Below are 23531 nucleotides of genomic sequence, written 5' to 3' on the forward strand. Positions count from 1 at the left end.
TAAAAAAGCTGACCCAAAAAACCATATTTGACGGCCTTGAATCAGCTTTTTTAAAATCAGTCCCTATGAAAAGAGGCATATATAAATTATTTATTTTCCATTTCTTGAATAGCTGTTTGAGCCAATTTAGAAATCGTCATATCATCCATTGGCGGATTGTGAAGCCCTGCTCTCACATCACGATAATACCGCTGCAGCGGATTTGACAGTTGAAGGCTTTTTGCTCCAACTAGTCTCATCGCTTTATCGACAATGTTGATGGCTGAGTTCGTTACAATATGCTTCGCAACACTAAGCTCGTTTGTAATGTATGGACGGCGTGCTTCATCATCATAAATTTCCGCTACGCTATACAAGAAATGTCTAGCTTTCATTAATTCTAAGTCAATCTGACCAATTAAATTTTGTACATTTGGCAATTGGCTAATGGTTCCGCTTATACTATTTGGAGAATATTCTGTCGCAAATTTCACTGCATAATCACGCGCCGCCTGTGCAATACCTAAATAACAAGCCGGAATATGCAGAATCCAACCATTTATTGTATTTCCTCTCGGTCCATGGTTTAGCTCTACAAAATTTTCTTCTGCTACTTCAACGTTATCTAACACAAGATCGTGACTTTCTGTTCCTCTCATGGCGATAACGTCCCAATTTTTTTCAATTGATAAACCCTTCGCTTCTCGTTCAATTAAGAAAAATCCAATTCCTTCCTTTTCTTCAACCCATGCAGATACAAGAAAATGTGTCAGCACAGGTGACATAGTAGTATATGTCTTTCTGCCCGAAATAATCCACTTGCCATCTCTTTTCACTGCTTCCGTTTCAGGGCGCCCGCCGCGGGTTGGACTGCCTGTTTTTGCTTCACTAACTGCTCTGTTCACCAAAGCGCCGTTTAAAATTTCTTTTGCAAAAGAGGCAAGCTTTTCTTCCCTCCAAAGTTTTTTCTCATACAACTCCCCAACGACGCCCAGATGCCAACCGATGGCTAGGCCTGTAGCACCATCAAAGCTAGCAATGGTTTCTTGGAATAGAACTAGATCTGTAACACCAATGCCGCCGCCTCCGTATTCTTTTGGCAGCGAGAGCTTCGTATACCCCATATTGACAAGCGCTTGGATATTTTCTTTTGGAAACTTTGTCTTTTCATCGCTTTCCCTAGAATGACTTTTAAACAACTCTTCATGCTTTAACAGCTTTTCGATCCACAATCTTTGCGCATCCGTTTTCACAAATAATTTTTTTGACACGTTCCACACTTCCTTAAGCAAACTCTGTTCAGATTAATATTTTAATAGGTTCAATGAACTATTAAATTTACGAACATTTTCCATTATAACAATTTAATTCATACTTTACAACTAGGAATAGTTGTGTTATAGTTTAGATTATTCAATTAACCCAATGTTTTGATATTTTTGATAATAAAGAGAGGTGATTCGTATAATCGAATTAAAGGACATTCAAAAAAGCTTTAAAAAAATTCAATTCTTAAAGGAATTGATGTAGAAGTAAACAAAGGGGATGTCCTAGTTATTATCGATTCAAGCGGATCTGGGAGAATCACCCTTCTTCGATGTATGAATGATTTAGAAAGACCTGACGGGGGTACTATTACTATTGATGTGTTTTCCGTGGAAGGAAAACATGCGTCAAAAAAAGTCATTTTAACGCTAAGACGAAAGACCGCAATGGTTTTTCAGCATAATAATTTATTTAAAAAATAAGACGGTGCTGGAAAACGTAATGGAAGGTCTTATCGTTGCAAAGAAAATGAAAGCTGCCAAAGCGCGTAAAATTGGCATTGATTTACTTAAAAAAGTTGACCTGAAAGAGAAAATGAATGACTATCTTGGCCAGCTGTCCGGCGGTCAACAGCAGCGTGTTGGTATAGCGCGAGCACTTGCTTTAAACCCTTCCGTCATTTTATTTGATGAACCTACTTCCGCGCTCGATCCTGAGATGGTTGGAGAGGTTTTGTCGATTATTAAAAAAATTGCTGATGAAGGCAAAACAATGGTGATCGTAACTCATGAGATTCACTTTGCAAGAGAAGTAGTGAATCGTGCTGTGTTCATGGCAGACGGCGCCATTATTGAACAGGGACCGCCTGAAGAAATATTAGTTCATCCAAAGCATGAGCGAACAAAACAATTTTAAAAAAGGCTTCTAATAGAGCCTGAATATACTATTTTAAAATTTACATGGGGGGAAAATTACTGCATGAATCGTAAACGTATTTGGACAAAATTCTTTTTATTCATTTTATCTATTTTCGTCATCGCTGGTTGTTCGAACAGTGAAAGTAAAGAAACTGATGACGGCAAAAAAGTGATTAAAGTGGCATTAAGTGATGAAGTAAATCCACCATTTTTATATACGGATGATCAAAATAAACCTATCGGTTATGATATGGATTATTTAGCGGAAATTGAAAAGAAATTGCCAGAATACAAGTTTGAGTATACGTTTGGAGAAGAAGAATCGAATTTAATCGGGGTTGACACAGGAAAATTCGATTTTGCGATTAACTGGTTTTTCAAAAATCCGGAAAGAGAACAGAAATTCCTTTATCCAGAACATGAGTATGGATACTCTTTAACTGTATTAGTGACGAAATCAGATCGAAATGATATTAAATCGTTAGATGATATGGTGGATAAAAAACTCGCTCCAATGGCGCCAAGCGGTGGACTTCGTGCTATTTTAAACGGGTACAACGAAAAGAATCCAGATAATCCGATCGAGATTGAAAGTATGGAAAATCCGTCAGCAGCAGATAACTTAAAACGTGTTGCTGAAGGAAAAGCAGATGCTGTTTTTTTGAACAAAACTACATTTGATGCTCTTCAAAAAGAGCTGAAATTGGATTTGAAAATAGGTGGTATCGTTTCGAAAGAGCCGGTTTATATTGTTTATAACAAAAAACATAAAGAACTAGCTGAGAAAATTGACAAAGCAACTGCTGAATTAATTGAAGACGGTACGCTTCCGAAACTTGCTGAGAAATGGTTTGGTGTAGACTTTTTCAAAGACCTTGACTATATTAAAAAAGAAGGATTCCAATACGAGAAATAATCAAAAACCGTATTGAATGATTATTTAATCATTCAATACGGTATATTTAAATTCGTATATATTTCTTAATGAAGGTGGTGAGCAAAATTAACACGAGTTTACAAGATTGGGCAGATTTATTTTTGAAAGTGTTAGATAAGCTCCCTCTAACATTGTTCATGCTGGTCACATCTTTATTTTTCGCTTTAATTTTAGGTGTTATTATCGCGATTATTCGAATCCAAAAACCGCCTATCCTTTATGGAATTGCAACATTTTACTTGTCATTCACACGTTGTACTCCGTTATTAGTTCAGCTGTTTCTTGTCTATTTCGGACTGCCTCAATTATTGCTAGTTTTTAATATTGATATTAATAGTTGGAACAGACTTGTTTTTGTTATTATTACATTCTCATTTCATACAGCAGCTTATTTATCAGAAGTTATCCGTTCAGCTTACTTAGCTGTCGGCACGGAGCAATTAGAAGCAGCATACAGCGTTGGCATGACGTATACACAAGCTCTAAGGAGAATTATTTTGCCTCAAGCTTTTGTCATTTCATTGCCTAATTTAGGAAATAACATTATTGAATTGTTAAAAGATACATCACTTGCCTTTTCGATCGGTATTATTGATATTATGGGGCAAGTTCGAATTATATTAGGAAATAATCATGGTATGGGAATGTTTGAGATTTATGTTGTGATCTCTCTTGTATATTGGAGTACTTGTATCCTCATTGAAGGTATTATCGGCTATGCTGAAAAAGTGTTCTAGAAAGGTCGAGTTAGTTTATCTAAGTAATTTTTGCTAAGAATCGTTATAACTCGTGGCAACTATTGATTTTAAATTTGCTTTAGAGCAAGTTCCTGAAGTGTTAAAAGGTGTGCCAGTGACACTAACGATTGCCATTGTTGCGATGGTGCTTGGTCTCGTATTCGGGTTGCTTATTGCTCTTTGCAGAATATATAAAGTTCCTGTACTAAATCAATTGTCCATCGTTTATATTTCTTTTATTCGGGGAACACCATTAGTTGTTTAATTGTATGTTTTTTTCTACGGTGCCCCAGTATTGTTTGATTTTCTTAATCATCATTTCGGATGGAATTTAAATGCGGATAACGTTCCGACACTGATTTATGCATTAATTGCTTATACAATCAATACAGCTGCTTATGAGGCTGAAATATTCCGCGCATCGATCAATGCAGTAAACGCTGGACAAATGGAAGCTGCGTACTCAGTCGGCATGACAACTGCACAAGGATTATATCGAATCGTCCTGCCTCAAGCATTTGTTGGTGCTTTTCCGAATTTAGGCAATACGTTTATTGGATTGATCAAGGGAACATCTTTAGCTTTTGCTGTAAAAGTAGTAGAAATTTTAGCCATTACAAGAATTATAGCAAATAATGGATATAAATTTTTAGAAATGTATTTAGCCGCATCGATCATTTACTGGATTATTTGTTGGGTGTGTGAAGTCATATTTGCAAAACTCGAAAAGAAAATGAGTCGTTATGAAAAACGAATGGACCTTAAAACAACAGCATAAAAAATTATGTGTATTTAGTTTAGAAAACGCCCCGGCATCGTTCAAGAAAGGGCGAAACCTTTTTTTTTGTAATCGCGTAAGTAGGGCTGTCCATAAGTCAGTTTTCTGCTTATGTAACAACCCCTTTCAGAAAAAATTATATAAACGATCATGAAACATCCATTCCAATTCAAGAAAAAATCGTTTTACAAAATAACGAAAAAATGGTATAATTTTCTCCGTGAGTTTAATTTTATTGTACATTTACGTTAGGAGAGGAAAGGACAATTCCTCTTCTAACAATTTCTTCTTCTAATAAAACGATAAACTCTTCACTAGCCTCAATTTGAATGGCTTCATAATAGGCTTTCATTAACAGGTAATCAGATAAAAGATACAATGAGTTCATTTGAACTGCTGCCCCTCCTTTCTGTTAAAATAAACAAACGTTTACGTCAGGACAGAAAGACGAGTCGTCTAGGGCGAGCAAAATATGAAAATTCAGAAAATATAAAGCCTATCAACTCCTTTCCCATTTGTGTAAAGAATGTTACCAAAATAGTGAAAAAATGTCAATCTGTTTCATACTTTCACATAGAAAGTGTTATAATAATTTGTAAATAGAAAGTGAAAAGGACGAAATTCGATGTTTATTAGATGGTTGACAAGCATTTTATTAAATGCACTGATTTTGATAGTTGTAGCTGGGTTCTTTGATTCGTTTTATTTAAGCGGAGTTGGAGCGGCTATTGTAGCCAGTATGATTTTGTCAGTGTTAAATGTTTTTGTGAAGCCGTTTCTCATATTATTGACATTGCCGATTACGGTTTTTACTCTCGGAACATTTTTATTTGTTATCAATGCAGTTACGTTGATGATTGCCCAGGCAATAATGGGAGATGCCTTTAATATTGATGGCTTTGGAACTGCCCTCCTTGCCTCCATCTTCATTTCATTTTTGAATCTGCTCATTCAATTGGTGTTTATGAACCGTTTTAAAGACTAATGAAAAAGATTTTTTCATTCATATCTCCTATCGTTTCGGGAATGATACGAATAGGTGATATAAATGAAAAAAATCTTTCCTCTTATTATTTTTGTTTTCATGATTTTATCTCCCGCATTTCCTAGCTTTGAGCTTGCAGCTTCACCAAATGATTCAAACGTCTACACGATCGTATGGCTTTCAGACACTCAATACTATTCGGAAAAATACCCTCATATTTTTCGTAATCAAATGGACTGGATTGTGCAAAATCGCGATAATTGGAATATAAAATATGTTGTTCATACCGGTGATATTGTCAACCGTGCGGAAAAGAAACAGCAGTGGGTTCAAGCAGACCGCATGTTCCGAAAACTGGAACAGGTGTCTATTCCTTATGGAGTGCTTGCGGGCAATCACGATTTAGTAAAAGGAAAATCATATAAAATGTTTCATCAATATTTTGGAAAAGATCGATTTTTCACGAAGCCTTATTATGGTGGGGGATATCGGAATAATCGAGGGCATTACGATTTAATTACGCTCGGACATCAACATTTTCTTTTTTTGTATATCGGCTGGCATGTTGACAAAGACAGCATCAGCTGGATGAACGAAGTCTTAAAACGTCATTCAGACCGAACAGCAATCATAGCTGTCCATAAATATTTGCATAAAAATGGAAAACGAACGCTGGTTGGAAATCGTATATTTCGCAATATCGTCAAAAAGAATCCAAATGTAAAAATCGTTTTGAGCGGCCATTATGATGACAGTGAGTTATTAAAAACAAAAATTGATGATGATCATGATGGGACTCCTGATCGGATTGTTTATGAATTATTGGCGGACTATCAGGGGGCTCCTGAAGGAGGAGAAGGCTTTTTACGCTTGCTCCATTATTTTCCGAGTCGCTCCAAATTTTATGTCCGTGCATATTCACCTTATTCCAACAAGCATTTTTTTTTCTCTCCTAAAAAAGAAGAGTTTTGGATTGAATAGCCTTTATCTTTCGCTCCGATGCCCTTGTCTCTGCTATGTCTTTGATGAAAGATGTTTGTTGCCAAAAAGAAAAGTGCTACAATAAAAAGATGAAAAAAGTTTTTTAAGTCTAAGGAGGAAAGACTTCGTGTCGAAAGTACGTACAAAAGATATTATCGAAAAATTCCAACTTGAATTGATCAGCGGAGAAGAGGGAATCAGCCGGCCCATTATTACAAGTGATCTTTCCAGACCTGGTCTTGAAATGGCTGGTTATTTTACATATTATCCAAAAGAGCGTATACAGCTGCTGGGAAGAACGGAGCTTACGTTCTTTGCAAAATTGACGCCTGAAGAAAAGAAAAGCCGGATGGAACAGCTATGTACGGATGTAACACCGGCAATCATTGTGTCAAGAGAGATGGAGGCTCCGCCGGAATTAATTGAGGCATCTGAAAAATCAAATGTTCCAGTGCTGCGCTCACCATTAAAAACGACCCGCTTGTCAAGCCGCTTAACCAATTTTTTGGAAAGCAAGCTTGCTCCAACGACAGCTGTACATGGAGTGCTTGTTGATATTTACGGGGTGGGTGTTTTAATTACAGGAAAAAGCGGGGTCGGCAAAAGTGAAACTGCTCTTGAACTGGTGAAAAGAGGGCATCGCTTGATTGCAGATGACTGTGTTGAAATTCGTCAGGAGGATCGGGATACATTAGTCGGCAGTGCGCCGGAATTGATCCGCCATCTTTTAGAGATCCGCGGTCTTGGAATCATTGATGTGATGACATTGTTTGGTGCAGGAGCCGTCCGCAGTCATAAGCGAATTTCCCTTGTCATCGATTTGGAATTATGGGATCCGAACAAACAATACGACCGTTTAGGACTCGATGAAGAGAAAATGAAAATTTTGGATGCAGAACTGACAAAATTAACAATTCCTGTACGTCCTGGAAGAAACTTGGCTGTCATTATTGAAGTTGCGGCAATGAATTTCCGGTTAAAAAGAATGGGATTCAATGCGGCGGAACAATTTACAAATAAATTGGCGGATGTTATCGAAGATGGAGATCACGAAGATTTTTAATTGATGAAATAGGAGAGATGAGAGAATGAAAGAGGCAATTCAGCCCATTGATCCAATCGCATTTCAGCTAGGACCATTACAAGTTCATTGGTACGGGATCATTATAGGAATCGGCGCATTGCTCGGCCTATATTTGGCGATGCGTGAAGGGGAGAGAAGAGGTCTTCATAAAGATATATTTATCGATCTTGCATTGTTTGCTATTCCTATTGCGATTATATGTGCCAGAACTTATTATGTCATCTTTCAATGGGAATATTATTCTGAAAATCTTTCGGAAATCCCTAAAATTTGGCATGGTGGCCTTGCCATTCACGGCGGGTTAATCGGTGCTGTGGCAACCGGGATTGTGTATGCAAAAGTAAAAAAACTATCTTTCTGGCAACTGGCTGATATAGCTGCGCCGAGTATTATTTTAGGGCAGGCGATCGGCAGATGGGGGAATTTTATTAACCAGGAAGCTCATGGAGGACCTGTTTCAAGAGAATTTTTGGAAAATCTCCACTTGCCTGAATTTATCATTAATCAAATGTATATAAATGGACAATATTATCACCCGACTTTTTTATATGAATCCATTTGGAATCTCGCTGGGTTCGTCATCTTAATTTTGCTAAGAAGGTTTAATTTGCGGCGTGGAGAGCTGTTTTTATCATATGTTATTTGGTATTCGATCGGGCGATTTTTTATCGAGGGCATGAGAACTGATAGTTTGATGCTGACGGAAACGGTAAAAATGGCACAGGTCATTTCGATTTTACTTATTCTTAGTGCAATTGCTCTTATAATTTACCGGAGACTAAAAAAAGTAGAAAGATATTTAGATGAATATTGATAAATTGCTGGAATGAAGGTGAAACTTTGAAACAAACATTGAAAAAAGGATTACAAACAGGATTGGAAACAACGTGGACTCTCGGTAAAGTCATTTTCCCTGTAACGTTGATTGTTTCATTTTTACAACATACTCCTTTGATTGATTGGATGGTTCATTTTATAACGCCGGTCATGAAGGTAATCGGGTTAAATGGAGATGCTGCAATCCCCCTTGTGATTGGGAATTTTCTTAACTTGTATGCGGCGATTGGAGCCATTTTGTCCATTGATTTTACGGTAAAAGAAGTCTTTATTTTGGCAGTCATGCTGTCATTTTCCCACAACTTATTAATCGAAACGACTGTAGCAAGCAAAGTCGGTGTGAAACTGTGGATCATCTTGTCCGTCCGGCTCGGACTGGCATTTTTTTCGGCTTTTATCATCAATCTTTTTTGGGACGGCGGTGGAGAAAAAGCTCAATACGGATTTATATCTCAACAAGATGCCGTGCCTTCAGACTGGGGAATGATCTTACTTGAAGGGCTTGAAAAAGCGGCAATGGGAGTCATTCAGCTTGCGACCATCGTCATCCCGCTAATGATTGCCATTCAATTTATGAAAGATTTAGGCTGGGTCGACGCTTTCTCAAAAAAGATGGAGCCGGTAACCGAAATGCTGGGAATGAAGAGGAACACTTCAACAACGCTTGCGGCAGGATTAATTTTCGGGCTTGCCTACGGGGCTGGCGTGATGCTGCAAGCAGTAAAAGAAGATGGAGTGGAGCATCGCGATTTAACGTTGGCGTTTATATTCCTCGTTGCCTGCCATGCTGTGATAGAAGACACATTGATTTTTGTTCCGATCGTCGGTTCAGTTTGGCCGCTTTTACTCATCCGGCTGTTCGCAGCCATTCTTTTAACGATGATTATCGGTTTTGTCTGGAAAAAACAAGCACATATCGGGAAAAGGGGAACGGTTTATGAACATTGACACCGTATTGTTTGACTTGGACGGCACGTTAATAAACACAAATGAATTAATTATTGAATCGTTTTTACATACGCTAAACTATTATTATCCGGGCAAATATCAACGGGAAGATATACTTCCTTTCATCGGGCCTCCGCTTATTGACACATTTCAACGTATTAACCCTGAAAAAGCGGAGGAAATGGTCCGAAGATATCGGGAGTTTAATCATGCCCAGCATGATCTGCTTGTGAAGGAATATGATCATGTGCACGAAACGGTTCGAGCTTTAAAAGAAAAGGGATTGAAACTGGGCATTGTGACAACGAAAATTCGCGACACTGTTATGATGGGGCTGAAATTAACGGAAATGGATTCATTTTTTGACGCAATTATCACACTGGATGATGTACAGCATGCGAAGCCTCATCCTGAGCCTGTTTTGTCCGCTCTTAAATTGCTCGGTTCCGAGCCGTCTAATGCATTAATGGTGGGAGATAACCTTCATGATATAGAGGCGGGAAAAAATGCAGGAACATTAACGGCAGGAGTTGCTTGGAGCATAAAAGGGAGAGAGTATATAGAATCGTTAAAGCCAGATTTTGTGCTGGACAAAATGAGTGATTTATTGAACATTGTGATGGAGTGAAGATTGTGAGAAGAACGGATAAATTTCCTGTTGAAGGCGCAAACTCCCTTTGGCAGGTGTACAAGACGGTTTCTTTTTGGAAAGTTGTCAAAAATGTCATCGTGATTCTGATCGCGCGCTACACTCCATTTATGTCTATCAAAAACTGGCTTTACCGCACATTTCTTGGCATGAAAATCGGACAGCAAACATCGTTTGCATTTATGGTTATGGTAGATATTTTGTTCCCGGAAAAAATTAAAGTTGGGCGCAATTCTATTATCGGATACAACACGACGATTTTAGCACATGAATATTTAATCGATGAATATCGCATCGGCGAAGTGGAAATTGGAGATGAAGTCATGATCGGAGCAAACACGACTATTTTGCCTGGTGTGAAAATTGGAAATCGAGCTATCGTTTCTGCCGGCACTGTAGTTCATAAAGATGTTCCGGAAGGCTCTTTTGCAGGAGGAAATCCAATGCAAATCATCTACACAAAAGAAGAAATGGAAAAAAGAAAGCGGTAAGCGTCATCAATTTTTGTCGCTTACCGCTTTTTGATTAAGCAGGATAGAGCGAAAGTGAAATAAAGGCGCTTTGTGAAAGAAGTTTACATCAAAAACTTATTGATTATAAATCTTTATTTTGGTAGTATGGTAACATATTAGCGAATTAAAGTGAATGCGCCATGGAGGTGTCAATGAGTGTTTATGTTTGAAAAGCCCTTGGGAATGCGGGATACATTGCCGGGCTTATATGTCATAAAAGAAAGCGTTCGTAAAAAATTGATGAATGTGATTGAAAGCTGGGGTTATCAATTTTTGGAGACTCCAACGTTGGAATTTTATGAAACAGTAGGAGTTCAGTCGGCGATACAAGAGCAGCAATTATTTAAACTTCTTGACAGGCAGGGGCATACGCTCGTTTTAAGACCAGATATGACAGCTCCCATTGCACGAATTGCGGCTTCCAAGCTGATGAAAGAAAGCTTGCCGTTAAGGCTCGCTTATTCTGCAAATGTGTTTCGTGCACAGCAGCATGAAGGCGGCAGACCGGCAGAATTTGAACAAATTGGCATTGAGCTGATTGGCGATGGAACGATTAGCGCTGATGCGGAAGCGATCGCTCTAATGATATATGCCTTAAAAAATACTGGCCTTAAAGATTTTAAAATTTCCATTGGGCATATCGGATTTATCAATGCTTTGTTCGGAGAAATTTTAGGGAAGGAAGAACGGGCGGAGAAGCTGCGCCGCTATTTATATGAAAAGAACTTTGTCGGATACCGCGAGCATGTGAAAAGATTATCTCTCTCTACCATTGACAAAGAACGCCTTTTAAGAGTCATTGATTTAAAAGGAGGAATTGAGAAGGCTGATGAAGCTTCAAGCCTTGTTGCTTGTGACAGCGGGAAGAAAGCGCTGGAAGATTTAAAACAGCTCCTTATCCAATTAAGAGCTTATGAAGTGGATCAATATATCAAATTGGAACTGAATATCGTCAGCCACATGAGTTATTACACAAGCGTGATTTTTGAATTATATGCGAACGGTGTTGGACTTCCGATCGGAAACGGCGGGCGCTATGACCATCTTTTAGAAAAATTTGAACGTCCTGCCCCGGCGACAGGCTTTGGCATACGGTTAGATAATTTGCTGGAAGCTCTGGGGAATTTAAATTTGAACAAAGATCGCTATTGCATCATATTCAGCAGAGAGAATCGGCAAGAAGCTTTTCGATATGCCAATAAGCTACGAAAAGAAGGAAAACAGGTTGTCATGCAAGATATTTCCGGTATCGATCAAATCGACAGGTTTACAGGTCAATTTACAGATATTTATTATTTCCTCGGAAAATCAGGAAAGGTGAGAGAGTGATGAGCATGTTAACGATTGCGATGCCGAAAGGGCGAATTTTTTCAGAAGCTGTCGAACTATTAAGAAAATCAGGCTACAAGCTTCCAGACGAATTTGATGAATCAAGAAAACTAATTTTGACCGTGCCGGAAGAAAATATTCGCTTTATTTTAGCGAAGCCGATGGATGTCGGAACATATGTAGAGCATGGTGTTGCAGATGTTGGGATCGCCGGAAAGGATGTCATGATGGAAGAAGAGCGGGATGTTTTTGAAGTGCTTGATTTGAAAATTAGCAAATGTCATCTGGCTGTCGCCGGACTGCCTGATACGAAAATGAATGACATCGCTCCAAAGGTGGCGACAAAATATCCAAATGTGGCTTCTAAATATTTTCGAGAGCAAGGGGAGCAGGTCGAAATCATTCATTTGAATGGATCGATCGAGCTGGCGCCATTGATTGGACTGGCTGACAGAATTGTCGATATTGTTTCGACGGGAAGAACGTTAAAAGAAAACGGATTAGTAGAATTTGAACATATTGCTGATATCACTTCAAGACTCATTGTCAATCCCGTCAGCTATCGGATGAAGGACAAGCCGATCGACATGCTTGTGGAGCGGCTTGCCAAAACAGTGGAAGAAGGAAAGGAGGATTCGGATTGAAAATTATTCACATCACTAAGGATCAAAAGCTTTCCTTGAAAAGATCGATTGACGCTGGAACAGAGGAGCAGCGTAAAATTGTGAAGGAAATTATTGAACGAGTCAAAAAGGAAGGCGATCAGGCGCTATACGAATATACGAAACGTTTTGATGGGGTAGATCTTCAATCTTTGCGCGTATCAAAAGAAGAAATTAGTCGAGCGTACGAAGCGGTAGATAAAGAATTCATTGACATTGTTCAAGAAGCAGCAGAAAATATCTTTCATTTTCATGAAAAACAAAAGAAAGAATCATGGTTTTATTTCGATGAAAAAGGAACAATGCTCGGTCAGAAATTAACGCCGCTAGATGCTGTCGGCGTTTATGTTCCCGGGGGCACAGCTGCCTATCCTTCTTCTGTTTTAATGAATATCATGCCGGCTAAAGTGGCTGGTGTAGGCAGAATCGTGCTCGTTTCTCCTCCAGATCAAAATGGGAGCCTGCCGGCGGAAGTGCTGGTGGCAGCCAATGAAGCTGGGGTATCGGAAATATATAAAGCTGGCGGCGCCCAAGCAATAGCCGCGCTAGCTTACGGTACAGAAACAATCGAACCGGTCGACAAAATTGTCGGTCCTGGCAATATATTCGTCGCTCTTGCAAAGCGGGAGGTGTTTGGAACAGTTGATATCGATATGATCGCCGGGCCAAGTGAAATTGTCGTCTTAGCTGATGATACGGCTGTTCCGCATGAAGTTGCGGCCGATTTATTGTCGCAAGCAGAGCATGACAGGCTGGCAACCAGCATTCTTGTTACACCTTCTATAAAATTAGCAAAGGAAGTTCAAAAGGAAGTTGCGGCACAATTGGCCGATTTGCCGCGAAAAGATATCGCCGCTGCTTCGATCGAACAGTTCGGTGCTATTTATGTAACGGATTCAATCGAGGAAGCGGTTGGGATAGTCAACCAATTGGCACCTGAGCATTTGGAGGTATTAACGGAAAACCCGACGGGTGTTCTGCCAAAAATTAAACATGCAGGAGCCATCTTTTTAGGGAGATATAGCAGTGAACCTGTAGGCGATTATTTCGCAGGTCCCAATCACGTTTTGCCGACAAACGGAACAGCGCGTTTTTCCAGCCCGCTTAACGTGGATGACTTTATGAAAAAGTCAAGCATCATTTCATACAGTGAAGAAGCATTCCGTGCACATGCTTCAAAAATTGCAAAGTTTGCAAGATATGAAGGATTAGAGGCGCATGCAAGAGCAATTGAAGCTCGACTAGAAAAAAGAGGAAGTGATCGAAATGAATAGAACCGCCACAATATCTCGAAAAACGAACGAAACGAATATTCAGCTGTCATTTTCAATAGATGGTGAAGGCCGTGCAGATCTAAAAACTGGAGTTCCTTTTTTAACTCATATGCTTGATCTGTTCACAAGGCATGGCCATTTTGATTTAAAGATTGAGGCAGAAGGCGACATTGATATTGATGATCACCATACGACAGAGGATATTGGCATTTGTTTGGGACAGGCGATTCAACAAGCTCTAGGCGATAAAAAAGGAATTAAACGGTACGGTCATGCCTTTGTCCCAATGGATGACTCTTTAGCGCAGGTTGTTATTGATTTAAGCAACCGACCGCATTTTGAAATGCGTGGAGAATTGCCGAAGGGGAAAGTAGGAACATTTGATACGGAGCTTGTTCATGAATTTTTATGGAAGCTGGCGCTTGAAGCCCGGATGAACCTGCATGTAATCATTCACTATGGAATGAATACCCATCATATGATTGAAGCTGTATTTAAAGCGTTGGGGAGAGCTCTTGATGAAGCGACTATGATCGACCCCAGAGTCAAAGGGGTCCCATCAACGAAGGGGATGTTGTAAAAATGATTGGCGTGATCGACTATGGCATGGGGAATTTATACAGCGTCTCGAAAGCCTTGGAACGCATGAATGCGGAATATTTTGTATCAAGTGATTTAAACGAGCTTGAAAAGGCAACAGCTTATATATTGCCAGGAGTAGGCGCATTCAAAGACGCGATGGCTATTTTAACGGAAACAAAAACAGATAAATTTTTGAAGGACGAAGTGCAAAAGGGAAAGGCTTTATTAGGTATTTGTCTTGGCATGCAGCTTTTGTTCAACGAAAGCGAAGAACATGGCTGGACTGAAGGACTCGGCTTTTTAAACGGCCAAGTAAAAAGAATTCCAGGAGAAAATGTAAAAGTCCCGCATATGGGATGGAATAAGCTGGCTTTTCAACGAGATCATCCTCTCATAGCTGGTCTTCAAGAAGATTACGTATACTTTGTCCATTCTTATTATGCGGTCGTAAACGGTCCGGACGTTGTGGTCGCCAGCGCTTCATACGGTGTGACGGTTCCGGCTATTGTAGGAAGTGGAAATGTATTTGGCTGCCAGTTTCATCCGGAAAAAAGCGGCAAGCTGGGACTAGCCATCTTGAAAAACTATTTAACTTTTGTATCAAGGATGTGAGCTAATGATGAGTTTTACTATTTTTCCCGCCATTGATTTGCGCGGAGGGAAATGTGTCCGGCTGCTTCAAGGCGATTACAATAAAGAAACGGTTTACGGAGATTCACCGTTTGCTGTCGCCGAGTCGTTTGTAAAGGAAGGTGCTGACTGGATTCATATGGTAGATTTGGATGGGGCAAAAGAAGGAGTCCGCGTGAACCATCAACATGTTTTGAAAGTGGCAAAAGAGCTAAAAGTAAAGGTACAAGTTGGCGGCGGCATTCGCACAGAAAAAGATGTATACGAATATTTGGAAAACGGTATTTCCAGGGTTATTTTAGGCAGTTCTGCCGTTTCAAACAGGTCATTTGTTGAAAAAATGCTGGCTGAATACGGCGGCCGAATCGCAATCGGTATCGATGCGAAAAATGGCTATGTATCAACAGAAGGCTGGCTGAATACGTCCGAAGTTAAAGCGGTTGATCTTGGAAAAGAACTGGCGAAAAGCGGTGCAGAAACATTTATTTTTACTGATATTGCGACAGATGGAATGCTCTCGGGACCAAATGTCAAGGCGATTGTGAAAATGGCAAAAGCAACTGGAAAAACAGTCATCGCTTCCGGAGGGGTAAGCTCCATTGATGATTTGAAAAAGTTAAAGCAATATGAACAGGATGGAGTGAAAGGCGCTATTGTCGGAAAAGCGCTTTATACGAAAAAGTTCAGCCTCCGCGATGCTATCCATGAGGTGAATGGGCTATGATTACGAAACGCATCATTCCTTGTCTAGATGTTAAGGACGGACGTGTCGTCAAAGGCGTGCAATTTGTCCAGTTGAAAGATGCGGGCGATCCAGTGGAGCTAGCGAAATTTTATGATGAAGAAGGAGCAGATGAGCTTGTCTTCTTAGATATTTCCGCATCTCATGAAGGCAGAAAAACGATGATTGATGTTGTCGAACGAGTAGCAGCAACGTTAGCCATTCCCTTTACGGTCGGAGGCGGAATCAACTCTTTGGAAGATATGAAAAAAATTTTGCGTGCTGGTGCGGATAAAGTTTCCATTAACACTTCTGCTGTATTAAACCCTTCGCTGATTATGGAGGGAGCTGATTACTTTGGCAGCCAGTGCATTGTGGTAGCGATTGACGCAAAATACGATCCGCAGCTCGGAAGCCACCGCGTCTATACGCACGGGGGACGAAAAGCGACCGAATGGGAAGTCGTGGCATGGGCAAAGGAAGCGGTAAAAAGAGGTGCTGGCGAGATTTTGCTGACTAGCATGGATCAGGACGGAGAAAAATCCGGCTTTGACATTGACTTAACCAAAAAAGTAAGCGAGGCAGTTCCCGTCCCAGTCATTGCATCCGGCGGCGCCGGTAATGCTGAGCATTTTCTTGAAGTTTTTCGCGATGCCCGAGCGGATGCAGCGCTGGCAGCTTCCATTTTCCATTACAAAGAAACATCAGTCAAAGAAGTAAAAAGATTTTTGCAAAAAGAAGGGGTGAATATACGGTGAACATAGCAGAACTCAAATTCGATGAAAATGGACTTATTCCTGCGGTTGTTCAAGATGCTGTTAGCAAAGAAGTGTTAACAGTAGCTTATATGAACGAAGAGTCGCTAAAAAAAACTCTGGAAACGAAGGAAACATGGTTTTACAGCCGTTCGCGCCAAAAACTTTGGCATAAAGGAGAAACGTCCGGCAATACACAAACTGTTCAAGAGATACGCTATGACTGTGACAAGGACGCGCTTGTCGTGCTGGTAAACCCGAATGGTCCGGCCTGCCATACAGGACAATACAGCTGTTTTTCAAAAGAAAATGGCGGCCAGGTGGACGGTAGCCGTTTTGATATTATTAACAAGCTGGAGGCCGTCATTGCTGAGCGTGAAGCTGAGCGTCCGGAAGGCTCTTATACTACCTATTTGTTTGAAAAAGGCTTGGACAAAATTTTAAAAAAGGTTGGAGAAGAAGCTTCAGAGGTCATTATTGCAGCAAAAAACCGCAGCCATGATGAGCTGAAATGGGAAGCCGCGGATTTATTATTTCATTTGCTTGTTCTGCTGCGCGAGCAAAAGCTTCCGCTCGATGAAGTATTGAAAGTTTTAAAAGAAAGACATGAAAAATAATCGCGAGTAAAAATAGGTTTTTCCTATTTATAAGATATGGTATACTATCCCTCGGCAAATAAAGTGAAATGGAGGGTTTGAGTGGGAAACCGTAAAGTAAAAAAAGACGAAGATTCAAAAATTGTTTCGTTTTTCCAAGACAGTGCAACGTTTTATCGCTGGGGATTAAAGGCTTATCAAAAAGGCGATTTGCAGTCGGCTTCAAAATTCGTCAAGCGGGCAGTAGATCTGGATCCGTATAACGAAGAAATGATTTGCAGGCTGGCCAGCATTTATACCGAATTAGGAAAGTTTCAAAAATCAAACGAACTATTAACATATATTATTGAACATATTCACCCTCATTCGGTAGAATGCTATTATTTTCTTGCAAATAATTATGCTCATCTCGGCTTGTTTCACGAAGCTTATAAACATGCAATGATATATAAGGAAAAGGCGCCGCAAGGCATATTTTCCGTAGAAAACAGCGATCTTCTTGAAATGATCGAAATGGAAGAAGAGGCTGAGCATTCGGATGATCTAATCGTGAAGCAAGAAAAAGCGCGCTCTTTGCTTGAGAATGGACAGTTTCAAGAATCTATTTCCATTTTAAAAGAGATTATAGCTGATTACCCAGAGTTTTGGTCCGCTTATAATAATTTGGCGCTTGCCTATTTTTACCTTGGGGAAGTGGAAAAAGCGAAGGACATGATTTCCCTCGTGCTCCGGAAAAATCCAGGGAATTTGCATGCTTTATGCAATTTGCTTGTATTTTTTTATTATGAAGGTGATGAAGCGAGCATAAGCATGCTAGTTGAAAAACTAAAAAGAGTTTATCCGCTTGTTTCAGAGCACCAATATAAACTGGGGGCGACGTTTGCACTCATCGGCTTTTATCCTCATGCATTCAAGAGGCTCCATGCCTTGTATCGAAAAGGATTTGAGGGGGATGACACGTTTTATTATTGGCTCGCATACTCTTCTTATTTTATAGGACACTATGACTTTGCTAAAAAAATATGGAAGAAGGTTCTGTATTTAAATCCGCGGAAGGAAGGCTCTGAACCGTGGAATATGAAAGGGCTAAACGAAATGGAAAATCAAGTCCCGGAGCGGCTGCTCTCTATCTATTTCGCAATGAAAATGGATGAACGAGCATATTTAGTAAATGAACAGGAGTTTGAAACTCGTCTTGAAAGAGAAGCTGTTCAATATGCTTTAAGCGTTTTAAATGGCAAAAGGCCGACAGGTTTTCATGCTGTTCATTTCGCTTTCCATGTGGCCGATAGTTTAATGGACAAAACGTTAGAAGGAAAAGAATTGGTTTTATTTTGGTTTCGGCTTTTCAAAAATGCCTTTAAGTTCGACATAAAATTTCGCAATGTCAACGCATGGTCAGCAGCTGTCTATTATTTATGGATGAAACAGATAGGAAAAAACATCACACAAGATGGTGCGGCAAATCATTTTAACATCAGCAAAGCTACGCTGTCTAAATACGTGCGCATCGCAAAAAAATTGAAAATGTGAGCAAATAAATAGCACGAGACATTTATTTTATATAGGATATGTTGTAGGGAATAATAATTTTGTATTATTTATTGGATCATATGATGAGGAGTGAGTCTCGTGTCTGAAGAAAAAATTTATGATTGTATCATTGCCGGAGCAGGACCTGCAGGATTGACAGCTGCTGTTTACACATCCCGCGCCAACCTTTCTACTTTAATGATAGAAAGAGGCGTGCCTGGAGGACAAATGGCCAATACGGAAGATGTTGAAAACTATCCTGGATTTGATCATATTTTAGGTCCAGAGCTATCAAATAAAATGTTTGAACATGCTAAAAAATTTGGTGCTGAATACGAATATGGAGATGTGAAGGAAATTGTCGATGAAGGCGAATATAAAATCGTCAAAACAGGCAACAAAGAATATAAAGCAAGAGCAGTGATTATCGCTACAGGGGCCGAATATAAAAAGCTCGGCGTGCCTGGAGAGAAAGAACTGGGCGGACGAGGCGTCTCTTATTGTGCTGTATGCGACGGAGCATTCTTTAAAGGAAAAGATTTGATTGTTGTCGGCGGCGGAGACTCTGCTGTCGAGGAAGGAGTTTATTTAACCCGCTTTGCGAACAGTGTGACAATCGTTCATCGCCGCGACCAATTGCGCGCCCAAAAAATATTGCAGCAGCGCGCCTTTGATAATGAAAAGATTGATTTTATTTGGAATCATACAGTAAAAGAAATTCATGAAGTCGACGGGAAGGTTGGCAAAGTCACGCTCGTAAATACGATAACAAATGAAGAAACAGAAAAAGAGATAGACGGTGTATTTGTATACATTGGCATGGTGCCGCTGTCCAAACCTTTTGAAAATCTCGGAATTACGAATGAAGCAGGATATATTGAAACAAATGAAAACATGGAAACGAAAATTCCCGGCATCTTTGCGGCAGGAGATATTCGGGAAAAATCTTTGCGGCAAATTGTAACTGCAACTGGTGACGGAAGCATTGCTGCCCAAAGTGCTCAACATTATATTGAAGAATTAAAAGAGAAATTAAAAAATGCCTAAAATTGTTAACAAAATCGTAACTATGATTTAATTGTGCTGTAACATCAATGAAATAAAATTCAGTTACTATAAAAGTAGTAATTGACCCCCTTTTATAATATATACTTTTGAGCATGGGCAACCCTTCCCATGCTCCTTTTTTTGTTGCACCTTTTCTTTTGAAACCTTTAAAAGAGAAAAAACGTATGATAAAGTAGGAAAGCATGCGCATTGAGACACTATAGCATTTAATTGTATAATAAAAGGAATAAATATTTTTTATGTACCGCAACCTAGGGGTGAACTTGCTTTGCAAAGGGTTACAAATTGTGTTCTTGTTCATGAAGGTCAGCTGCTCTTGCTTCAAAAACCGCGCCGGAATTGGTGGGTAGCCCCTGGAGGGAAAATGGAGCAAGGGGAATCGATAAAAGAATCTGTTGTAAGAGAATTTAGAGAAGAAACTGGAATTTATTTAATAAATCCAAAAATTAAAGGGATTTTCACGATCATTGTCAAAGATGGAGATAAGGTTGTTCAAGAATGGATGATGTTTACATTTTTCGCAACACAATTTAACGGGGAAAATGTTTTGGAAACTGAGGAAGGAAAGCTGAAATGGCACTCGATTGATGAAATTAAACAGTTGCCGATGGCTGCGGGCGACTACCACATTATTGAATATATGATTAAAGGGTCAGGAATCATGTATGGAACATTCATCTATACACCTGATTATGAGCTTTTGTCTTATCGGCTCGATCCACAATAAAGAAAACTTCAGCTGCAAGAAAATCGAAGCCAAGGTTCAGAGAAGAGGATATACATGCCAGTTTCAAAATTTCCGCTAAATAAATTTATGATTTGACTCTTCTCATCCTTGATCAAAAAGCTATCAGATCAAAAAATAAATCCCGATATTTCCTATTCAACATCTGTTACTGAATATTTTTCTTTTGAAAAAACGGGGGGCTTTGAATGATGAGTGAAACTTCAAATATTAAGATGGTTATTATTACGGGGATGTCCGGGGCAGGTAAGACGGTTGCGATTCAAAGCTTTGAAGATCTTGGATATTTTTGCGTCGATAATCTTCCACCTACTCTTTTGTCCAAGTTTTTAGAGCTTATGAAAGAATCGAGAACGAAAATGAACAAAGTAGCTGTAGTTATGGATTTGAGGGGAAGGGAATTTTTTGAATCTTTCCATCAGGCAATTGAAGAAATCAATGATATCCCGTGGATCGCACCGCAAATTTTGTTTCTTGATGCACATGATCAAGTATTAGTTAACCGGTATAAAGAGACGAGAAGAACCCATCCATTAGCTCCAAAAGGTCTTCCGCTTGAGGGGATCCGCCTTGAACGGGAAATGCTGGAGGAATTAAAGGGACGTGCGCAAATTGTATATGATACATCCAACTTAAAGCCAAGAGAATTAAGAGAAAAAATTTTAAAACAGTTCGCAGAAAATGGCGATCAAACCTTTACGTTGAACGTTTTATCATTTGGATTTAAATATGGTTTGCCGATCGACGCGGACTTAGTGTTTGACGTGAGATTTTTGCCCAACCCGTATTATATTGATCATATGCGCCCTAAGACGGGGCTTGACGAAGAAGTTTCATCATATGTTTTAAAATGGACAGAGACATCTAAATTTTTAGAGAAGCTGACAGATTTACTCTCATTTATGATCCCTCATTTTCAAAGAGAAGGAAAAAGTCAAGTGGTCATTGCAATCGGTTGCACTGGCGGACAGCATCGCTCGGTGACTCTGGCTGAATATTTAGGGGATTTTTTCCGCAAAAACTACAAAGTGCATGTATCCCATCGTGATATTGAAAGGAGAAACTATCGATAACTATGGATAAAAAGAAAATCGTCATTATTGGAGGAGGAACCGGATTATCTGTTCTGCTTCGAGGCTTAAAGCTGCTCCCTTTTGATATCACGGCCATTGTAACAGTTGCAGATGATGGCGGCAGCTCCGGTAGACTTCGTGATGAACTGAACATTCCCCCGCCGGGCGACATTCGCAACGTGTTAGCTGCTCTTTCCGATGTGGAACCGCTAATCGAGGAACTTTTCCAGCATCGTTTTAAAAAAGGGAACGATTTGATTGGCCATTCTCTCGGCAATTTAATACTTGCAGCGATGACCAATATCACCGGTGACTTTATGCACGCCATTCGGGAAATGAGTAAAGTATTAAATGTTCGCGGTACTGTTTTGCCTGCAGCGAACCAGAGCGTTGTATTAAATGCGGAGATGGAAGATGGATCTGTTGTGAAAGGGGAATCGAAAATCCCTTTTTCAGGAAAAAAAATTAAAAAGGTGTTTTTAACCCCGAAAAATGTAAAACCTCTTCAAGAAACGATCGATGTCATCAGACAGGCACATATGATCATTTTAGGGCCTGGAAGTCTTTATACAAGCATTTTACCGAATTTGCTCGTTCCGAAAATTGGCGAGGAGGTTTGCAAGTCCTCGGCCAAAAAAATATATATATGCAATGTCATGACTCAGCCAGGGGAGACGCTAAACTATACAGCGAGCGATCATGTGAAGGCTCTTTACGATCATTTAAACTGTCCGTTTATTGATGTGATCCTCGTGAACAACGGATCTATTCCCGAATACATACAAAAACGCTACGCGAAAGAATCAGCTTTTCCTGTCCAAGTCGATGCAGAGGCGCTAAAAGATATGGGACTTCGAGTAGTGCAGGACAACATGGTCTCCTTCGATCAACATGTTATTCGACATGATACGAATAAAGTGGCAAACATCTTAAAAAATTTGCTTCTGGAAGAAACGTAATCGGAAAGGGCGGTAATGGAAACATGTCGTTTGCTTCAGAGACGAAAAAAGAATTGACAACACTGGAAGTAAAACAATGTTGTTTAAAAGCAGAGTTGTCCGCGCTCATCCGAATGAACGGAACTGTGTCATTTTCCAACCGGGAATTGCTTTTGGATGTGCAGACTGAAAACGCAGCGATTGCAAGACGCATTTACATGCTGATCAAAAAAAAATATGACGTTCCGATCAAGCTGCTTGTACGAAAAAAGATGCGATTAAAAAAGAATAACGTCTATATTGTTAGAATGAATGAACAAGTAAAAGAGATTTTGGAGGATTTGCGAATTTTAGGCAAGGATTTTATGTATAACCATCAAATCTCTTTAGACCTTGTGAAAAAAAAGTGCTGTAAGCGGTCGTATATGCGCGGTGCGTTTTTAGCGGGCGGATCTGTCAACAACCCGGAAACTTCTTCATACCATTTGGAAATCTCGTCGTTATATAAGGAACATAACGATTCGCTATGCAGTTTGATGAATACGTTTTATTTAAATGCAAAAACACTGGAACGGAAAAAAGGATATATTACATACTTAAAGGAAGCTGAAAAAATTGGGGAATTTTTGACATTGATCGGTGCCCATCAAGCTCTACTGCGTTTTGAAGATGTCCGAATCGTTCGTGATATGAGAAATTCAGTGAACCGCCTTGTCAATTGCGAAACAGCAAATTTAAATAAAACCATTGGAGCTGCTTTACGGCAGGTAGAAAATATAAAATTCATTGATGAAAAGATCGGATTAAGCGCCTTACCTGAAAAGCTGAGGGAAATTGCAGAATTACGGGTTATGTATCAAGATGTGACATTGAAGGAACTAGGTGAAATGGTGTCCAGCGGGAAAATCAGCAAATCGGGAATCAACCACCGATTAAGAAAAATCGATGAAATCGCTGAAAAATTGCGGGCTGGCAAAACGATTTCATTTAAATAAATTTTTAAGAAGAGAGGGAT

Annotated in this window: 27 protein-coding genes and 1 pseudogene; 26 read left to right on the forward strand and 2 right to left on the reverse strand. The window is 39.7% G+C overall.

Annotation, left to right across the window (positions count from 1 at the left end; all coding sequences use genetic code 11):
• Positions 1–86 precede the first annotated feature (86 nt).
• Positions 87–1250, reverse strand: a complete 1164-nt coding sequence (locus NST97_RS16695; RefSeq protein ID WP_341343495.1) for an acyl-CoA dehydrogenase family protein — start codon at positions 1248–1250, stop codon at positions 87–89.
• A 193-nt stretch (positions 1251–1443) separates the two neighbouring features.
• On the opposite strand from NST97_RS16695, the pseudogene NST97_RS16700 reads away from it, so the two are divergent.
• The 5 genes and pseudogenes from NST97_RS16700 to NST97_RS16720 all read left to right on the forward strand — a co-directional run bounded on the left by NST97_RS16700 (position 1444) and on the right by NST97_RS16720 (position 4614).
• Positions 1444–2160 (forward strand): annotated as a pseudogene (locus NST97_RS16700) (amino acid ABC transporter ATP-binding protein).
• A gap of 63 nt (positions 2161–2223) precedes the next feature.
• Entirely contained in the window at positions 2224–3078 is an 855-nt protein-coding gene (locus NST97_RS16705; RefSeq protein WP_063389181.1) for an amino acid ABC transporter substrate-binding protein, read from the forward strand.
• Positions 3079–3164: 86 nt separating this feature from the next.
• Positions 3165–3836 (forward strand): amino acid ABC transporter permease, encoded by a 672-nt coding sequence (locus NST97_RS16710; protein ID WP_341343571.1) that lies wholly within the window; start codon positions 3165–3167, stop codon positions 3834–3836.
• A 52-nt stretch (positions 3837–3888) separates the two neighbouring features.
• On the forward strand, positions 3889–4101 hold the full coding sequence (locus NST97_RS16715; protein ID WP_340732991.1) for an ABC transporter permease subunit: 213 nt from the start codon (positions 3889–3891) through the stop codon (positions 4099–4101).
• Between the two features lie 30 nt (positions 4102–4131).
• Positions 4132–4614 (forward strand): amino acid ABC transporter permease, encoded by a 483-nt coding sequence (locus tag NST97_RS16720; protein ID WP_340732992.1) that lies wholly within the window; start codon positions 4132–4134, stop codon positions 4612–4614.
• Positions 4615–4846: 232 nt separating this feature from the next.
• Here NST97_RS16720 and sda read toward each other — a convergent pair whose 3' ends face one another.
• Positions 4847–5002: a sporulation histidine kinase inhibitor Sda gene (sda, locus tag NST97_RS16725; protein WP_082829496.1), complete on the reverse strand. Its 156-nt coding sequence runs from the start codon at positions 5000–5002 to the stop codon at positions 4847–4849.
• Positions 5003–5239: 237 nt separating this feature from the next.
• Here sda and NST97_RS16730 point away from each other — a divergent pair, with 237 nt between their 5' ends.
• From NST97_RS16730 to whiA, 21 genes are all read left to right on the forward strand, one after another.
• Entirely contained in the window at positions 5240–5599 is a 360-nt protein-coding gene (locus NST97_RS16730; RefSeq protein WP_063389178.1) for a phage holin family protein, read from the forward strand.
• Between the two features lie 63 nt (positions 5600–5662).
• On the forward strand, positions 5663–6580 hold the full coding sequence (locus NST97_RS16735; RefSeq protein ID WP_341343496.1) for a metallophosphoesterase: 918 nt from the start codon (positions 5663–5665) through the stop codon (positions 6578–6580).
• 127 nt (positions 6581–6707) lie between these two features.
• Entirely contained in the window at positions 6708–7643 is a 936-nt protein-coding gene (gene hprK, locus NST97_RS16740) for an HPr(Ser) kinase/phosphatase (RefSeq protein ID WP_063389176.1), read from the forward strand.
• A 25-nt stretch (positions 7644–7668) separates the two neighbouring features.
• Entirely contained in the window at positions 7669–8478 is an 810-nt protein-coding gene (lgt, locus tag NST97_RS16745) for a prolipoprotein diacylglyceryl transferase (RefSeq protein ID WP_063389175.1), read from the forward strand.
• 26 nt (positions 8479–8504) lie between these two features.
• A complete protein-coding gene (locus NST97_RS16750) occupies positions 8505–9449 on the forward strand; it encodes a nucleoside recognition domain-containing protein (protein WP_327847913.1) in 945 nt (314 codons plus the stop codon).
• The gene (ppaX, locus tag NST97_RS16755) at positions 9439–10077 is read left to right on the forward strand and encodes a pyrophosphatase PpaX (protein WP_063389174.1); all 639 of its coding nucleotides are present in this window, start codon (positions 9439–9441) and stop codon (positions 10075–10077) included. The genes NST97_RS16750 and ppaX overlap by 11 nt, the downstream gene beginning before the upstream one ends.
• Positions 10078–10082: 5 nt before the next feature.
• Complete coding sequence (locus NST97_RS16760; RefSeq protein ID WP_066249061.1) at positions 10083–10589, forward strand: acyltransferase; 507 nt, start codon at positions 10083–10085, stop codon at positions 10587–10589.
• A 177-nt stretch (positions 10590–10766) separates the two neighbouring features.
• On the forward strand, positions 10767–11939 hold the full coding sequence (locus NST97_RS16765; RefSeq protein ID WP_340880980.1) for an ATP phosphoribosyltransferase regulatory subunit: 1173 nt from the start codon (positions 10767–10769) through the stop codon (positions 11937–11939).
• Positions 11940–11944: 5 nt separating this feature from the next.
• Positions 11945–12583 (forward strand): ATP phosphoribosyltransferase, encoded by a 639-nt coding sequence (hisG, locus tag NST97_RS16770; RefSeq protein WP_063389289.1) that lies wholly within the window; start codon positions 11945–11947, stop codon positions 12581–12583.
• Entirely contained in the window at positions 12580–13875 is a 1296-nt protein-coding gene (hisD, locus tag NST97_RS16775) for a histidinol dehydrogenase (protein WP_341343497.1), read from the forward strand. The genes hisG and hisD overlap by 4 nt, the downstream gene beginning before the upstream one ends.
• Positions 13868–14455, forward strand: a complete 588-nt coding sequence (gene hisB, locus NST97_RS16780; RefSeq protein WP_063389171.1) for an imidazoleglycerol-phosphate dehydratase HisB — start codon at positions 13868–13870, stop codon at positions 14453–14455. The genes hisD and hisB overlap by 8 nt, the downstream gene beginning before the upstream one ends.
• Before the next feature lie 2 nt (positions 14456–14457).
• Entirely contained in the window at positions 14458–15069 is a 612-nt protein-coding gene (hisH, locus tag NST97_RS16785) for an imidazole glycerol phosphate synthase subunit HisH (protein WP_341343498.1), read from the forward strand.
• A 4-nt stretch (positions 15070–15073) separates the two neighbouring features.
• Complete coding sequence (gene hisA / locus NST97_RS16790) at positions 15074–15811, forward strand: 1-(5-phosphoribosyl)-5-[(5-phosphoribosylamino)methylideneamino]imidazole-4-carboxamide isomerase (RefSeq protein WP_340733010.1); 738 nt, start codon at positions 15074–15076, stop codon at positions 15809–15811.
• Positions 15808–16566, forward strand: a complete 759-nt coding sequence (gene hisF / locus NST97_RS16795; protein WP_063389168.1) for an imidazole glycerol phosphate synthase subunit HisF — start codon at positions 15808–15810, stop codon at positions 16564–16566. The genes hisA and hisF overlap by 4 nt, the downstream gene beginning before the upstream one ends.
• On the forward strand, positions 16563–17180 hold the full coding sequence (gene hisIE, locus NST97_RS16800) for a bifunctional phosphoribosyl-AMP cyclohydrolase/phosphoribosyl-ATP diphosphatase HisIE (RefSeq protein ID WP_066249071.1): 618 nt from the start codon (positions 16563–16565) through the stop codon (positions 17178–17180). Before hisF ends, hisIE begins: the two co-directional genes overlap by 4 nt.
• An 81-nt stretch (positions 17181–17261) precedes the next feature.
• Positions 17262–18692, forward strand: a complete 1431-nt coding sequence (locus tag NST97_RS16805) for a tetratricopeptide repeat protein (protein ID WP_327873133.1) — start codon at positions 17262–17264, stop codon at positions 18690–18692.
• 99 nt (positions 18693–18791) lie between these two features.
• Positions 18792–19739, forward strand: a complete 948-nt coding sequence (gene trxB / locus NST97_RS16810; protein ID WP_063389165.1) for a thioredoxin-disulfide reductase — start codon at positions 18792–18794, stop codon at positions 19737–19739.
• A 289-nt stretch (positions 19740–20028) separates the two neighbouring features.
• Entirely contained in the window at positions 20029–20487 is a 459-nt protein-coding gene (locus tag NST97_RS16815) for an 8-oxo-dGTP diphosphatase (RefSeq protein WP_063389164.1), read from the forward strand.
• Positions 20488–20693: 206 nt separating this feature from the next.
• Positions 20694–21578, forward strand: a complete 885-nt coding sequence (gene rapZ, locus NST97_RS16820; RefSeq protein ID WP_186439301.1) for an RNase adapter RapZ — start codon at positions 20694–20696, stop codon at positions 21576–21578.
• Positions 21579–21580: 2 nt separating this feature from the next.
• Positions 21581–22537, forward strand: coding sequence for a gluconeogenesis factor YvcK family protein (locus NST97_RS16825; RefSeq protein ID WP_339194370.1), 957 nt, complete (start codon positions 21581–21583; stop codon positions 22535–22537).
• Between the two features lie 23 nt (positions 22538–22560).
• On the forward strand, positions 22561–23511 hold the full coding sequence (whiA, locus tag NST97_RS16830) for a DNA-binding protein WhiA (RefSeq protein ID WP_063389162.1): 951 nt from the start codon (positions 22561–22563) through the stop codon (positions 23509–23511).
• Positions 23512–23531: the final 20 nt, after the last annotated feature.

This window comes from Aeribacillus sp. FSL K6-1305 (assembly GCF_038050115.1).
GTDB classification, from domain to species: Bacteria; Bacillota; Bacilli; order Bacillales; family Aeribacillaceae; genus Aeribacillus; species Aeribacillus composti.

Bases quoted from the DNA above. Each gene is read 5' to 3' on its own strand.
- NST97_RS16705 (WP_063389181.1), top strand. From the start codon at position 2,224: ATGAATCGTAAACGTATTTGGACAAAATTCTTTTTATTCATTTTATCT.
- sda (WP_082829496.1), bottom strand. From the start codon at position 5,002: ATGAACTCATTGTATCTTTTATCTGATTACCTGTTAATGAAAGCCTAT.
- NST97_RS16730 (WP_063389178.1), top strand. From the start codon at position 5,240: ATGTTTATTAGATGGTTGACAAGCATTTTATTAAATGCACTGATTTTG.
- NST97_RS16735 (WP_341343496.1), top strand. From the start codon at position 5,663: ATGAAAAAAATCTTTCCTCTTATTATTTTTGTTTTCATGATTTTATCT.
- lgt (WP_063389175.1), top strand. From the start codon at position 7,669: ATGAAAGAGGCAATTCAGCCCATTGATCCAATCGCATTTCAGCTAGGA.
- ppaX (WP_063389174.1), top strand. From the start codon at position 9,439: ATGAACATTGACACCGTATTGTTTGACTTGGACGGCACGTTAATAAAC.
- hisG (WP_063389289.1), top strand. From the start codon at position 11,945: ATGTTAACGATTGCGATGCCGAAAGGGCGAATTTTTTCAGAAGCTGTC.
- hisB (WP_063389171.1), top strand. From the start codon at position 13,868: ATGAATAGAACCGCCACAATATCTCGAAAAACGAACGAAACGAATATT.
- hisH (WP_341343498.1), top strand. From the start codon at position 14,458: ATGATTGGCGTGATCGACTATGGCATGGGGAATTTATACAGCGTCTCG.
- hisA (WP_340733010.1), top strand. From the start codon at position 15,074: ATGATGAGTTTTACTATTTTTCCCGCCATTGATTTGCGCGGAGGGAAA.
- hisF (WP_063389168.1), top strand. From the start codon at position 15,808: ATGATTACGAAACGCATCATTCCTTGTCTAGATGTTAAGGACGGACGT.
- rapZ (WP_186439301.1), top strand. From the start codon at position 20,694: ATGATGAGTGAAACTTCAAATATTAAGATGGTTATTATTACGGGGATG.
- NST97_RS16825 (WP_339194370.1), top strand. From the start codon at position 21,581: ATGGATAAAAAGAAAATCGTCATTATTGGAGGAGGAACCGGATTATCT.
- whiA (WP_063389162.1), top strand. From the start codon at position 22,561: ATGTCGTTTGCTTCAGAGACGAAAAAAGAATTGACAACACTGGAAGTA.